Annotated in this window: 8 protein-coding genes; 7 read left to right on the top strand and 1 reads right to left on the bottom strand. The window is 74.0% G+C overall.

Going from position 1 to position 15,191, the window contains the following annotated elements:
- Positions 1-13 precede the first annotated feature (13 nt).
- A complete protein-coding gene (locus tag ACFO3J_RS18450) occupies positions 14-1,528 on the bottom strand; it encodes a cryptochrome/photolyase family protein (RefSeq protein WP_386430542.1) in 1,515 nt (504 codons plus the stop codon).
- A 314-nt stretch (positions 1,529-1,842) separates the two neighbouring features.
- Between ACFO3J_RS18450 and ACFO3J_RS18455 the strand changes: the two genes are divergently transcribed.
- The 7 genes from ACFO3J_RS18455 (at position 1,843) to ACFO3J_RS18485 (ending at position 15,171) form a co-directional block, all read left to right on the top strand.
- The gene (locus ACFO3J_RS18455) at positions 1,843-2,400 is read left to right on the top strand and encodes a cupin domain-containing protein (protein ID WP_386430543.1); all 558 of its coding nucleotides are present in this window, start codon (positions 1,843-1,845) and stop codon (positions 2,398-2,400) included.
- Positions 2,401-2,413: 13 nt separating this feature from the next.
- A complete protein-coding gene (locus ACFO3J_RS18460; RefSeq protein WP_386430544.1) occupies positions 2,414-2,929 on the top strand; it encodes an SRPBCC family protein in 516 nt (171 codons plus the stop codon).
- 357 nt (positions 2,930-3,286) lie between these two features.
- On the top strand, positions 3,287-4,525 hold the full coding sequence (locus ACFO3J_RS18465) for a copper resistance D family protein (protein WP_386430545.1): 1,239 nt from the start codon (positions 3,287-3,289) through the stop codon (positions 4,523-4,525).
- Positions 4,526-4,819: 294 nt separating this feature from the next.
- Complete coding sequence (locus ACFO3J_RS18470) at positions 4,820-6,193, top strand: hypothetical protein (RefSeq protein WP_386430546.1); 1,374 nt, start codon at positions 4,820-4,822, stop codon at positions 6,191-6,193.
- A 448-nt stretch (positions 6,194-6,641) separates the two neighbouring features.
- Positions 6,642-7,313 (top strand): hypothetical protein, encoded by a 672-nt coding sequence (locus tag ACFO3J_RS18475; RefSeq protein WP_386430547.1) that lies wholly within the window; start codon positions 6,642-6,644, stop codon positions 7,311-7,313.
- 106 nt (positions 7,314-7,419) lie between these two features.
- Complete coding sequence (locus ACFO3J_RS18480; RefSeq protein ID WP_386430548.1) at positions 7,420-9,459, top strand: SPFH domain-containing protein; 2,040 nt, start codon at positions 7,420-7,422, stop codon at positions 9,457-9,459.
- A 909-nt stretch (positions 9,460-10,368) separates the two neighbouring features.
- On the top strand, positions 10,369-15,171 hold the full coding sequence (locus ACFO3J_RS18485) for a DNA repair ATPase (protein WP_386430549.1): 4,803 nt from the start codon (positions 10,369-10,371) through the stop codon (positions 15,169-15,171).
- Positions 15,172-15,191: the final 20 nt, after the last annotated feature.

Here is a 15,191-nt window from a genome sequence, read left to right on the forward strand (position 1 = left end):
GGCCGGCGCCGGTTCAGGGCGCCGCGTCCTTCCGGCGGTCGGCGTGGGCCAGCAGGTCGGGCAGGTCGGTGAGGCGGTCGAGTCCCCGGACCGCCTGAGCCGTCCGGGGATTGCCGCCCAGCCGGGCGCGGTTGCGGTGCAGGAAGGCCCAGTAGCCGGTGGTGTACGGGCAGGCGCGTTCGCCGGTCCGCTCGGCGGGCCGGTAGGCGCAGGGCCCGCACAGGTCGCTCATCTTGTTGATGTACGCCCCGCCGGAGGTATAGGGCTTGGAGGTCATCAGCCCGCCGTCGGCGTACTGCGACATGCCGACGACATTGGGCAGCATGACCCAGTCGTAGCCGTCGACGAAGCAGCGGTGGAACCAGTCGGTGACCGCCGCCGGATCCCAGCCGTCCTGCAGCGCCCGGCTGCCGAGCACCATCAGCCGCGGGATGTGGTGCGTCCAGCCGGTGTCCCGTACCTGCGCCAGCACTGTCGACAGACAGCGCGCCGTCACCGCTTCGGCGTCCAGATCGAGGAACCAGTCCGGCAGCGGCGCGTGGTGCTCCAGCGCGTTGCGGCTCCGGTAGTCCTCGCCGAAGTGCCAGTACAGCTGCCATACGTACTCCCGCCAGCCGGCGATCTGCCGGACGAAGCCCTCCACGCTGTTCAGCGGGGCCGCGCCCTCCCGCCAGGCCCGCTCGGCGCGCCGCACGCACTCGGCCGGATCGAGCAGTCCGAGATTCAGCGGGGCGGAGAGCAGGCTGTGACTCAGCACCGGATCGGCCGCGAGCATGGCGTCCTCATAGCGGCCGAAGTCCGCCAGCCGGTGGGCGATGAAGCGGCGGAGCGCGGCCAGCGCCTCCCGCCGGGTCGCGGGGAACAGCCTCGGTCCGTCGCGCCCGACGAAGGAGACCTCGCCGGCCCGCTCCCAGCGGTCGAGGTCGTGGCGGACCTCGTCGTCGATCGCGTCCTCGGACGGGCGCCAGGGATCCTCGATGTCCAGCGTCGTGGCGCCGCGCGGCGGCGGCTCGCGGTTGTCCCGGTCGAGATTCCACCGCCCGCCGGCCGGCTCGCCGTCGTCCATCAGCAGACCGCGCAGCTCGCGGACCCACCGGTAGAAGCCCTCCTGCCGCAGGCCCCGGCCGCCGTGCCGCCCGGCCCAGCGCGCGAACTCCTCGTGCGGCACCAGGAAACCCTTCGCCGCCAGCACCTCGACCCCGTCGAGCGTACGGACGAATTCCAGCGCCGCGCGCGAGGTGGGATGGCAGACCGTCAGCGCGTCCCGCCGCCGGCCGCGCGCCCGCTCCAGCCCCTCGGTGTACGTCTCCGCCCGTACGTACCGCACCCGGTCGCCCAACTCCGCCGCGCGGTGCCGCATCGCGGACAGGACGAGATGCGCCTTGGCCCGGTGGAAGCGCCGCCGCCGCAGGACCGAGCGCGCCTCGATCATCACGACGGGGGCCTGCGGGTCGGGCCCGCCGTGCCGCGGGTCGAGGAAGTGCGGGCCCAACTGGTCGCCGAAGAGCCAGTGCGGGCGTGCGGTCATCAGCCAGTCCTACCGTTCGCCGGCCCGCCGGTCGCCGTCCGCGGCGCCCAGCCGGCCGCGCGCCCGGTCGAGCCGGTGCCGGGAGCCACGCTACGGGGGCCGCCGCCGGTGCGTGCGCCGACGCACCGGCGCCTGCGGGCGGCGGGCGATCACCGGGTGGGATCGCCGCGGGGCGGTGAGCAGGCCGGCGACTTCGTCCGCTTTGACCGGGTATTGGCAGGCGGCTACGTTGGAAAGAACTGTCGCGGCCAGGGTGCCGCTTTGCGGGACCCGATCAGGTACGGCCACGTGGAGTCCACGGAAGGAAAATCCTGATGAACGCGGGCGGCGCCAACGAAGTCAAGGTCATGCTCCCCGGAAAGGGAGAGGAAGTCGCCATTCCGGGATTCGGCGCGGTCTTCAAGCTCTACAGCCGCGATACGGGTGGCGAGGTGGCGATCGTGGAGCATCCTTTCGCCGTCGGCACGATTACGGCGCCGCACCAGCACATTCATGAGGACGAGCACTCCATCGTCATCCAGGGGCAGATAGGCTTCCGGTCCGACGACAGCGAGGTGGTCCTCGGGGCCGGTGGTTTCATCACCAAGCCCCGTGGGCAGATGCACGCGATGTGGAATGCCGGTGACACACCCGGCCGTATCGTCGAAATCATCACTCCGGGTGGTTTCGAGGACTACTTCCGCGAACTCGCCGAGTTGCTGGCGCCGGGTGGACAGGGATCGGACCCCTCCGGCGGAGCCGCCGCCGCGAGCGACCGCCACGAGACCACCGAGTTCGAGGAGCTGGCCACCAAGTACGGGCTCAGCTACGGCAATCCGGACTGGCTCGATGACGTGGTCAAGCGCTACGACCTCACGCCGCCGAGCCACTGAGGAGGCTGGAGGCATGCCCGTCCGTCCCCGACACGGAGAACCGAGCGGCAAGCCGACGGAGATCGAGGCCCGGGTGCGGATCGACCGCCCCGCGGCGGAGATCTTCGCCTTCTACCGCGACTTCCGAAACCTTCCGCTTTTCCTGGGCGATGTGATGTCGGTCGAACCGACCGGGGACACCACCTCGCGGTGGACGATACAAGGTCCGCTGCGGGTCGGAATCCACTGGACCGTCGAGGTGACCGACGAGGACACGAATGCCCTGATCCGCTACCGGACGAATTCGCCGCGCGGACTCCGAACCGTCTGGAACATCTCCTTCACGGCCGATTCCCGTTCCGACAGCACCGAGGTGCGCGAGGTGATGGAACTCCCGCTCGGAAAAGTCGGACAGACCGGCCTGGCTCTGATCGGAAAGCCCCCGGCCGCGGAGATGGCGGCGAATCTGCACCGGCTGAAGCAGCTCATGGAAACGGGAAGAGTGACGGACACGAGCCACGCCGTGCCCGGCAAGTTCGCCCGTCCCTGACGACCTGGAGCCGTACCGGGCGGGGCGTGTCGAACGGACTTTGGCGGCGGGCCCTGTTGGCCTCGGGCCCGGCGGACGCGGCCCGCCGACCGGGCGCGCCCGGTCGGCCGCATCCCGGGCGTCGCCGCACGCACGCACGCCGCGCCCATGCCGCAGCTGGTGCAGCGCCCATGCCGCGCGCTTGCCGCACATCCGCCGCACGTCTGCGCCACCTTCGGCGTCCCGCCGGAGCGCCGGCCGAGCCGCCCTCCGCCGCCGAGCTGGTCGTTTTCGCGCATTGACCGAGCAACTTAGGTATGCCTACCCTAACGTGCCTGTTGTCCCCAGGTCCGATCCCGAGGATGGTCCGCCATGCCCATGTCCAGCCTGTTTCCGCATGCCCTGCCACTGGCGGCGGCGGCGCCTTCCACCCCGCTCGGTCCGTTCGAGGACAGCGCCGTGACCTGGACGACCTGGGTGACGCTGATGGGATTCGTCGGCCTGACCGCCCTCGCGCTGGTGTCCGTGGGTCCGGTCGCCCGCCGGATCGGGCCGGACACGCTCGGCGCGGTGACGGCGCGGCTGAGCCGGGTCGCGGTCGTGCTGGGGGTGCTGGCCGGGCCGGCCGTACTCACCGACCTCGCCCACGGCGCTTCGGACAGCGGCGGTTACGACTACGGCGCGGCGTGGAACTCGCTCTACGACGGCTCCAACGGCGGCCGTCTGCTGGGCCTGGAGGTGACCCTCGTCCTGGTCGGCGCCGCGCTCGTCGCCCCACTGACCGTCCGCAAGGTCGCCGCGGGGCCGGCCCGGGCATGGCTGCTCGGGGCCGGTCTGGGCGCGGGGTCGGTCGCACTCGGCACCACCAAGTTCCCCGACGCGGTGCCCGACGACTGGGGCCGCACCAGTTTTGAGACCGTCATGTGGATGCTGCACCTGATCGGCGGCTCCCTATGGCTCGGCGGCCTCGCCGGCCTGGCGCTGCTCGCCCTGCGCGGCGCCGTCGCCCCCGCCGACCGGGGCGAGTTCTGGGCCCCGGTGATCCGCCGCTTCTCCGTCGCCGCCATGAGCTGCGTCGCCGCCATCTCGCTGTCCGGGCTGTTCCTGTACTGGGAGCATGTCGACGGTCCCTCGCAGCTGTTCACCACGATGTACGGCCGCGTGCTCGGCGTGAAGATCCTCATCTTCGGCGCGCTGCTGCTGCTCGGCGCCTTCAACCAGTTCTGGCTGCACCCGCGGGTCGACGCGCTGCGCGCCACCGGCGACGAGCGCCCGCTCCGTACGATCCTGGTACGGGACTTCCCGGTCGTGATCACCGTAGAGGCGCTGCTCGGTATGACGGTGCTGTTCGTCGCGCCCTTCCTGCACGGCTCGGCACGCAACCAGGCGTTCCAGGCGAGCGCGGCCAAGCACTCGGCGGTCTCGCTGGACGACCTGCCGAAGATCCCCGCCAAGGAGGTCAGCGCGTCCACATGGGTGTGGGGTACGTCGGAAACACTGGCCGTCATCGCGGTGATGATCGTCGGCTACTGGGCCTCCGGAGTCCTCGCCCGCCGCCGTACCGCCGCCGCCACGGCCGTGACGACGACCGACCCGGGCGACCTCATCACGGCGTGAACCGGCGGCGACGGCCGGTGTCGCAAACGGCCGGCCGCCGGACTCCGGCACGGGGGAATCCCGCGGGCAAACGTCCCCGCGGCCTCCGTACCGTGCACGCGTTGAACGCTTGCGTGCTTGTGAGCCGCTGGCCGGGGCACCCCCCGCCGACTGCATTTATCGACCTTGCTGAGCGGGAACTCCCCCTGATGAGCGCCCCCGCGGCGGACCGGCCGGTCCGGGCGGCGGGCGCCGCGGCGTCGGCGAGGACCCGGTGGGTCGGAGCCCCGCGGCGGGGAGGGCGGGAGCCGGGCCATGAGCCGCCAGAGACCCAACCGGCCGCTGGCCGCGCTGCTGGCCGAGGCGGGCTGGAACGCGGGGGAGCTGGCCCGGGCGGTGAACGCGCTCGGCACTACCCGGTCCCTGGCCCTGCGCTACGACCGCACCTCGGTGGCCCACTGGCTCGCCGGGTCCCGTCCGCGCGCGCCCGTCCCGGCCCTGGTCGCCGAAGTCCTCAGCACCCGCACCGGCCGCCTGCTGCTCCCGGAGGACACCGGTCTGACCCGGCTCCCGCCCGGCCACGCCGCGCCGCCCGGCCCCTGGCCGGGACAAGGGGACCCCGCCGCTCATCTGATCGACCTCACGCGCGGCGACAGCGACCCGGCCCGGCGGGCCCTCTTCCTCCAGGACGGCCAACCCCGGTCCCTCTACTCCCCGGCGGTCCTCGCCCTGCTCGAATGGCCCGACCGCCCGCCGGCCGAAGCGCGACCCACCCGGGCCGGGGCCACCGCCGCCGACGCGCAGACCCTCCAGGAGATGACCCGGGTCTTCGCCGATCTCGCCGAACACCACGGCGGCGGTCACATCAGATCCGCGCTCGCCGCCTACCTCGCCGACGACGCCGGCCGTGTCCTCACCGCCGAAGCCCCCGAAACGGTCCGCCGCGACCTGCTCACCGCCGGCGCCCAACTCACCCACCTGCTCGGCAAGATGACCGCCGACGCCGGATACCCCGCGCTCGCGGAACGCTACTACCGCACCGCCATGGGGCTCGCCCACGCCGGCGGCAGCCGTCCCACCTACGCGATCACCCTGCGGGCCATGAGTGTGCAGGCGCTGCGCGTACGGCAGTTCCGCCCGGCCCTGCAACTCGCCGAAGTCGCGGTACGGACGGCCACCCCCGCGGCCCCGCCGGCCGCGCTGGCCTTCCTGCTGACCCAGCGCGCCGCCGCCCACGCCTACCAACGGCACCCGCACGCCGCCCTGCGCGACCTCGACACCGCCCAGGAACACCACCGCGGTGCCAGCGGCCCGCCCGGACCGTTCAGCGACTACCCCCGCGCCGGGCTCGACTACCAGCGCGGCCAGACCCTACTCGCGCTCGGCCGCCTCACCGACGGACTCTCCGCGCTGCGCGACTCCGCCCTCCACCGGCCGGCCCACCAGCGCCGCGCCGCCGCCCTCACCAACGCCGCCATCGCCGAGACCCTGCTGACCCTGGGCCACCTCGAAGAGGCCTGCGCCCACTGGCACGTTTTCCTCGACCTCTACCCCCACCTCACCTCCCTCCAGGCCGACCGCGCCCTCGGCCGCATGCTGGCCAGGCTGCGCCCCCACCAGCGCCACCGGCAGGCCGACAGCGTCCGGGAGCGCGGGCGGCTGCTGTCCGCCGAGCGCAGGAGGAGATGACGAAAGCTCCGCGCCGGCTGCGCCGGGGGTCCAGGGGCCGCGAGCGGAAAGGTAGAACACGCTGGGATCGTCCATGCCGTATGCATATGCCCCGGTGGTCCCGCCCGGCGCAGTGGAGTGCTTTTCCGGCGGAGAACCACCGGGGAAAACAATTCTGCTTACGCCGGTTGCCGCCCCTCCTTGACGCCCTGCACGCGGTGGCCGGGTGGCCGGGGACGGTCCGGGGTCTGCGCGGCGCGTTCGGCACCGGGGAACACCGGGGCTGCCGCCGTGTCCCAGGCCGGCGCGACACGCTGCCGGCCACCATGGTTGTGCGCTGATCCCGGACATCAACGGGGCCTCCAAACTGCCGGGATCGCGCAGTGCGCGGCCGTTCCCGCGCTGCCACGCTGGCCCCGGCGACGCGGTGGGGTGATCGCCGAGGATTCCGCAGAGGCAGGCGACAGCAGTGGGCGGCTTTTTGAGGGCGGCTACGGGATATCCCACCGTGCTCTTCTCCTTCGCGCTGGTCGTCGTGGTGGCGTACTGGGCGGTGGTGCTCGTCGGGGGCGTGCACTTCCACGGGGGACGCCAGGGCCATGGGGGCGGCCGGGGGCAGGGGGGCCGCCAGGGTCACGGCGGGGGCCGGGGCGGGGGCCGAGGGGGGCGGCACAGCCACGGGGGAGTGCGGAAAATACTGGGCCTGGGCGGCGTACCGATCACCGTGGCGGTCTCGCTGGTGATCGCCTTCGCCTGGTTCAGCGCCCTCGTCGGCCGGGTCGTCCTCGGCGCCGGGGACGGGGGAATCGTGCTGCCCGTGGCGCTGGCCGGGGGGTGGGCCGGGGCGCGGTTGCTGATCTGGCCGCTGCGGCGGCTGATGCCGGCGCCGGCCCCGCCGCCCTCGCGCCGGGACTTCGTCGGCCGCGCCTGCGTCATCCGCACCGGGCGTGTCGGCCCCGACTTCGGCCAGGCCGAGGTCCACGCCGCCGACGGCTCCGCGGCGCTCGTACAGGTCCGGCAGAGCCTCGACGAAGCGGCCGGGCCGGGAAGCGTACTGAGGTCGGGCGCGGCGGCGCTCATCTATGACTACGACGCCGAGGGCGAGTTCTTCCGGGTCATGCCCGGCCTCTACTCCGGCTGACGCGACGTCACCGTCCCACCGCGTCAACGGCGTTCGGCGGCACGGCCGCTCCGCGTGCCGACGTCATCATCCATTTTTCTCAGCAAGGTCGTCCAAGGGACCAGCCATGTCTGTCGTCACCATCGGAATCGGCGTGCTCATCGCCGTCCTCCTGCTCATCGGCCTGGGCGCGCTGCTGCTCTTCGGCAGGCTGTTCCGCAAGGTGGTCCAGGGCGAGGCCCTGATCATCTCCCGGCCCAGGACCGTCGATGTCACCTTCACCGGCGCGCTGGTCGTCCCGATGCTGCACCGGGCGGAGGTGATGGACATCTCGGTGAAGACCATCGAGATCTCCCGCACCGGCCGGGAGGGCATGATCTGCCAGGACAATATCCGCGCCGACATCCAGATCACCTTCTTCGTCCGGGTCAACAAGACCGTCGAGGACGTCATCAAGGTCGCCCAGGCCATCGGCACCGACCGGGCCAGCCACCAGGAGACCCTGCAGACCCTCTTCAGCGCGAAGTTCGCCGAGGCGCTGCGGACGGTCGGCAAGCAGCTCGAATTCATCGACCTCTACACCAAGCGCGAGGAGTTCAGGGACCGCATCATCGCGGCCATCGGCACCGACCTCAACGGCTACCACCTCGAGGACGCCGCGATCGACCACCTCGAACAGACCCCGATGGCGCAGCTCGACCCGGCCAACGTCCTCGACGCGCAGGGCATCCGGAAGATCACCGAACTGACCGCGCTCGAACACATCCGTACCAACGACTTCCAGCGCAACGAGCAGATGGAGATCACCCGCCAGGACGTGGACGCCCGCGAGGCCGTACTGGAGCTGGAGCGCCGCCGTGCGGAGGCGGAGATCCGGCAGCGCAAGGGGATCGAGACGCTGCGGGCCCAGGAGGAGGCGGCCACCGCCCAGGTCCAGGAGGAGCAGCGGCTGAAGGCGCACAGCGCGCTGCTGCGCACCGAGGAACTGCTGGGCGTCCAGCGGGAGAACCAGCAGCGGGAGATCGCCGTCGCCGAGAAGAACCGCGAGCGGGTCATCTCGGTGGAGACCGAGCGCATCGAGAAGGACCGGCTGCTGGAGGTCGTCAACCGGGAGCGGGAAGTCGAACTGTCCCGCGCCGAGATGGACAAGCAGGTCCAGGTGGAGCGGCGCGGTGTGGCGGAGGTGGTGCGCGAGCGGGTCGCCGTGGAGCGCACGGTCGCCGAGCAGGAGGAGGAGATCAAGCGGGTCAGGGTGGTCCAGGAGGCCGAGCGCACCCGGCAGGCGGTGATCATCGGCGCCGAGGCGCAGGCGCAGGAACAGCTGGTCAAGGACATCAAGGGGGCCGAGGCCGCCGAGCAGTCGGCGCACTTCCGGGCGCGGGAGCGGCTGGTGCTGGCCGAGGCGGGGCAGAAGAGCGCGGAGCTGGACGCGGCGGCGGCGACCCTCGCGGCGCAGGGCGAACGCGCCAGGTCCGGCGCGGTCGGGCTGGCGCAGGCCGAGGTGTCCGAGCGCCAGGCGATGGCCGAGGCGGCCGGGATCAGGGCCCGGCTGGAGGGTGAGGCCGAGGGCCTCAAGCAGAAGGCGAGCGCCATCGAGAAGGTGGGCATGGCCGAGGCCGCGGTCGCCGAGAGCAAGGCCCGGGCGGAGGCCACCGGCATCAGGGAGCGGCTGCTGGGCGAGGCCGCCGGGCTCAAGGAGAAGGCGGCGTCGATGGCCGCGCTGGACGAGGTGTCGCGGACCCACGAGGAGTTCCGGCTGCGCCTCGCCGCCGACAAGGAGGTCCGACTGGCCGCGCTGGACGTCCAGCGGCAGGTCGCCGAGGCCCAGGCGTCGGTGCTGGCGGCCGGGCTGGAGAGCGCGGACATCGACATCGTCGGCGGCGACAGCATGTTCCTGGAGCGGCTGGTCGGCGCGGTGTCCTTCGGCAAGGGCATCGACGCCGCGGTGGCGAGTTCGCAGACCGTACGCACTCTGGGCGCCGACTGGCTCGACGGCGAGCGGAGCTTCGGCGCGGACGCGACCGAGGTGCTCGGCTCGCTGGCGGCCGGCGGCCCGTGGAATCTCGCGATGCTGATGAAGCTGCTGGCCGGCACCGGGGCGGACGCCGCGGTGCCCGCGGACCCGGCGGCGCTGGTGAACGGCGCCGGCAAGCAGCCGCAGGCGTAGTGCCGTCAGCGGGATGGATCACCGCCTCGCGGTGCCCGGGACGACGCCTCGCCGCGTCGCCGCAGCCGTCCGGGTACGCGCGGTACGGGGCCGCTCTCTCCCGGCGGCGGCCGGGGGAGGGGGCGCCGGACGCCGCGCAGCGGGCGGCGCCTTTCGGTCCTTTCGGTCCTTCCGGTCCTTCCGGTCCTTCCGGCACAGAACCGGCCACGGGCCGGGCCTCGCACCGGCTGCGACTCGTGCCGTCCGGCACGATGACCGGGACTGCCGGGCCGCCTGTCCCGGCCGCCGGCCCGCCGCCGAGCGGGCGGCCGGAGCCGGGGCGGGGGCGGAGCCCCGGGCCCGGACCCGGAGCCCGGAGCCCGGGGCGAAGTTCCGAGTCCGGCCCGGAACCGGTGCCCGGAGCCGGGACAGGGAGCGAAGTTCGAGTCCGGCCCGGTCCTGGGGCGAAGCCCGAGTCCTGCGCGGAGCCGGTCCTGGGGGCGAAGTGCGAGTCCGGCCCGGAACCGGTGCTCGGAGCCGGGGCCGGGGGCGAAGTTCGAGCCGGACCCGAAGTCCGAGTCCGACCCGGACCCGGAGCCGAAGTCCGAGCCCGGACGGGAGCTGGGGCCGAAGTCCGAGGCTGGCCCGGAGCTGGGGGTGAAGCCTGAGTCCGGCGCGGCCGGAGCCAGAGCCGAAGTCCGAGGCCAGCCCGAAGCCGGGGCCGATGTCCGACGCCGACCCGGAGCCCGGGCCGAAGTCCGTGCCCAGCCCGGGCCCGGGGCCGAAGGCGCCGAAGCCGTCAGCCGACATCGCGCCGCGCTCCGGGCACGGGCCCCGCGCGACCCGCGCGACCCGCGCGACCCGCGCGACCCGCGCGACCCGCGCGACCCGCAAGGTAAAACTGGAACAGACAAGGAGTCAGCGGAAGCCATGGGCGTCGAGGACGGCACCTATCAGATCCTGCGGGCGCGGCTCGCCGACCGTGCCGCCGAGTTGGGGCGGCGGGCGGCGGAGCTGAACGGTCGCCGGGAGGAGGCGTTCGGGTCGCGCCGGCTGGAGCTGGCGGGTTCGGCGCGGCCGCGGACCGCCGGTCAGGCCAGCGCCTGCGGCGTCGTGGCGGTCCGGCCGGACGTACTGCTGCTGGGGACGTCCGCCCCGAGCCTGGCCGAGGGGCTGCTCTCCCTGCACGGTCCGGACGGCTCGCCGCTGGATCCCGCGGCCGTCCCCGGTCTGCTGGACGACGAGCGGTTCCACCGCGACCTCGCCGAGCTGCTGCGCTACTTCCGCGGCTCCCAGCTGGTCGACCTGGTGCGCACCGCCTCGGGTCTGCTGCTCGCCGTGTTCCGTACGGGCGAGAACGAGGGTGACATCCGGGTGCTGCGCTGGCAGCTGACCCGGCGCGGGGCCGAGTACCTGGACAACCACGGGGAGCGCGATCTGCCCCTGCCCCCGGCCTTCGAACTGCCGTGGACGACGACCGGGCGCGAGCACCACGACCAGGGGCGGATCAGGATCGAGGGCGCCGCCGGCACGGTGTCGGTGGCCACCACCGGCGGTCTGCTGACCGTCCACGCGGTGCCCGGCGGCCGGCCGCTGTTCGAGGAACCGGTGGACGACCCGCTGCAGAGCCTGGCCGACGCCGGCGTCGCCTACGCCGCGTCCGGGCCGCTGCTCCTGCTCCGGGTCCGCCCCTACAACGAGCGCGCCGACCGCTTCCTGGTGGTCAACACCCGTACCGGAACAATCCGCCGCCAGGACTCGCTCGGCGGCGGGGCCCGGCTCCTGCCGGCCGAGCAGGGCCTGATCTTCCCCGGCGGCTACGAGTTGGCGGACGGCAGCCACCGGGCCTTCCGGCTGGACGAGGCGGCGGATGCCGCGTCGTCGTCGCCGGCCGACGAGCTGCGCTTCGACGCCGTGCTCGCCTCGCCCAACGGCGAGGACCTGCTCTATGTCCTGCGCCGCCCCGGCCGGGCCCAGACCCTGCTGCTGCCGTGGAACACCGTCCGCCGCGAGGCCGCCGCCGCGCTGCACGGCGCCGCCTACGCCGTCCTGCCCGACGGCACGCTCGCCCTGCTCAAGCCGGACCGCGAGCCGGTCCGTACCCATGAACTCCAGTTGTGGCAGACCCCGTTCCTGTCCGCCGAGTACGCCGCCGCCCAGCCGGTCGGCGACGGCCCGCTGGAACGCATCGGCAACGCCGACCTGGTGCGCGGCATCGCCGACTGCTTCGACGTCGTCCGTACGGCAGCGGCCGCCGCGAGCGCCGACACCTCCGCGAGCCCGGCGGCCGGCCCGGAGCCGGCCGCCGCGCTGCCCGCGCTGATCCTGGACGGCTGCGCCAAGGTCGGCGACCGCCACTACTGGCTCGCCGACGCCGGCCTGCTCGAACCGCTCACCGAGCTGCGCGCGGCCGCCGAACAACTCGCCGCCGAGCAGGCCCGGATGGCGGTGCTCGCGGCCCGCGCCGCCGAGGCGCTGAGCCGGGTACGGGAGGAGGCCGCCGCGCTGATCCGCCGCTCGCACGGCGAGCCCCCGGTCGACGCCGACACCTGGACCGCGCTGCTGGCCGATCTGCGCCGGGCCCAGGGCCGCACCCGTACCGTGCGCGAGCTGCCCCAACTCGACCTGGCCGCACTGGACTCCGTCGAGGCGGGACTGTCCGCCGAGCTGGCGGCGGCGACCGAGCGCGCCTTCGCCTACTTCGCCGGCCCCGACGCCTTCGCCGCGCCCCTGGCCGCCGCCCGGTCGGCGGCCGGCACCGCCGCCGAGACCGCCACCGCCGCCGAGGCCGCGCGGCTGGCGGAGCAACTCGCCGAGCAGGCCGACTCCCTGGCCGTGGTCACCGATCTCGTCACCAGCGCGGTGACCGCCGAGCCGGGCGCGGGCACCGCCGTGCTGCTCGCCATCGGCGAGGTGCTGGCCGCCGTCAACCGCGCCCGCGCCGTGCTGGAGACCCGCCGCCGTTCGCTGCTCGACAGCGAGCACCGCGCCGCTCACGCCGCCGAGTCCGCCCTGCTGGCGCAGGCGACGACCGCCGCGCTGGCCGCCGCCGACAGCCCGGCGGCCTGCGACGACCGGCTGGCCGGGCTGCTGCTGCGGCTGGACGGCCTGGAGGCCCGCTTCGCCGAGGCCGAGGATCTCGCCGCCGACCTGGCCGTCCGCCGAGCGGAGGTCCAGCAGGCGTTCGCCGCCCGCCGGCAGACCCTGCTGGACGAGTCCGCCGCCCGGGTGGACCGACTCGCCGCCTCCGCGCTGCGCGCCCTGGAAGCGCTGCGCCGCAGGCTGGCCGGGCTCGGCTCGCCGGAGGACGTCAACGCCGCGCTGGCCGCCGATCCGATGGCCCTGCGGATCCGCTCCGCCGCCGCCGAGCTGCGTAACCTCGACGACCAGGTCCGCGCACAGGAGTTGGAGGACGACCTCGTCGGCGCCGGCCGGACCGCCCTGCGCGCCCTGCGCGACCGGGCCGACCTCTCGTCCGACGGCGGCGCCACCGTCCGCCTCGGCCGGCACCGCTTCGCCGTCCGCCGCGAACCGGTCGAACTGACCCTCCAGCTGGACGGCGACGCGCTGGTCTTCGCGGTCACCGGGACGGCCTACCGCCGGGCAGCGGACCTTCCGGAGCTGCTGGCCGGCTGCGAGTTCTGGACCCAGCCGCTGGTCAGCGAGTCGCCCGCGCTCTACCGCGCGGAGTATCTGGCCACCGGGCTGCTGGACGGCGCCACCGACGAACCGCCGCTCGTCCAGGTGCGGCGCACGGCCGAGCAGGCCTACGACGAGGGCTACGAGCGGGGCGTGCACGACCATGACGCGGCGCTCATCCTCGCCGCGCTGCTCCGGCTGCGTACCGGCGCGGGATTGCTGGTCCACCCCGCCGAAGTACGGGCCGCCGCACAGCTCTTCTGGGCGTACGGCGCGAACGAGGGCCGCCGCGCCGCCTGGCAGCGCCGCGCCCGCTCCCTCACCTTGGCGCGCGGCACCTTCGGCCCGGCTGCCGCCTCGGCCGCCCTGACCGATCTCGCCGCCGAACTGTCCGTCGCCGTAGGTGAGTTCACCGGCGCCGCCGGTCTGCCGGAGACGATGCCCGCGGGCGGCTACCTGCTGGAAGAACTCGCCGGCCCGGACGAGGGCTTCGCCACCAGCGCCGCCTCCCGGTCCCTGCTCGGCGCCTTCCGGCGCACCGCCGCCGCCCCGCTGCTCGCCGCCGACCTGGCCGCCCTCGACGACGACCTGCCGGCCCGCCACCAACTCGCCGCCGCCTGGCTGGGCTCGTACGCGGCCACGGTCGCCGCCGCCGACGGCCTCCCGGAGGCCGTCGCCCAACTCTGCGCCCCCGCCCTGCCCCGCTACGACATCGCCGCGCCGATCGGCGAGACCGTCGAAGGCCTGCTCGGCACCCATCCCCGGGTGCGCGACGGCCGACTGACCGTCCGCATCGACCGACTCCCCTACGAGGCCGCCACGTTCAAGGAGCGGCGCGTCACCGCCTTCCGAGCCTTCCAGCGGCGGCGCGCCGACGTACTGGCCGCCGAACGCGCCCGGCTGCGCCTGGACGACTACCGCCCCCGCCCGCTGGCCGGCTTCGTCCGCAACCAGCTGATCGACGAGGTCTACCTGCCGCTCATCGGCGACAACCTGGCCAAGCAGCTCGGCACGCCCGGCGGCAGCCCCGACCGCAGCGGCCTGCTGCTCCTGCTGTCCCCGCCCGGATACGGCAAGACCACACTGCTGGAGTACGTCGCCGACCGGCTCGGCCTGCTGATGGTCCGCGTCGACGGCCCCGCCCTCGGCGCGGGCACCAGCTCGCTCGACCCCGACCGGGCCCCGGACGCCGCTGCCCGGCGCGAGGTCGAGAAGATCGTCTTCGCGCTGGAGGCGGGCAGCAACGTCCTGCTGCACCTGGACGACATCCAGCATGTCTCGGCCGAACTCCTGGAGAAATTCATCCCGTTGTGCGACGCCCAGCGCCGCATCGAGGCGGTCAGCGACGGCCGCGCGCGCAGCTTCGACCTGCGCGGGCGCCGCTTCGCCGTCTGCCTGGCCGGAAACCCCTACAGCGCGGGCGGACAGCGCTTCCAGGTCCCCGACATGCTCGCCAACCGCGCCGACCTCTGGAACCTGGGCGAAGTGATGACGGCCCGTCAGGACCTCTTCGCCCTGTCCTTCCTGGAGAACGCGCTGGCCGCCAATCCGGTGCTGGCCCCGCTCGCCGGAAGCGATCCGGCCGAGCTGCGGCTGCTGGTCGCCCTGGCCGACGGAGACCCGGCCGTCCAGGCCGACCAACTCACCCGCCCGGTCGCGGACTTGGAACGGATCCTGGCCACGCTGGCCAGGCTGCGCACCCTCCAGCGCACCGTACTGGCCGTCAACCGCTGCTACATCGCCTCCGCCGGCCAGGAGGAGGCCGACCGCGTCGAGCCGCCGTTCCTGCTCCAGGGCTCCTACCGGACGATGGCCCAACTCGCCGCCCGCGTCGACCCGGTCCTCAACGACGCCGAACTCGAAGCCCTGCTGGACGAGCACTATCTCGCCGAGGCCCAGTCCCTCGGCAGCGCCGCCGAGGCCAGCCTGCTCAAACTCGCCCAGCTGCGCGGCCGCGCCACCGCGGCGCAGACAGCACGCTGGCAGGCCCTCCGCGCGGGCTACCGGACGCCGGGCCCGGCGGTTCCGCAAGGACCGGACCAGGCGTCGGCATGCGCGCCCGGCCGGGTCGGCGGGCCCGGTTCGTCCCGGTGACGCCGCCGCGGAAGCTGGAG

Origin of the sequence: Streptomyces polygonati, from assembly GCF_042650325.1 — a bacterium.
GTDB classification, from domain to species: Bacteria; Actinomycetota; Actinomycetes; order Streptomycetales; family Streptomycetaceae; genus Actinacidiphila; species Actinacidiphila polygonati.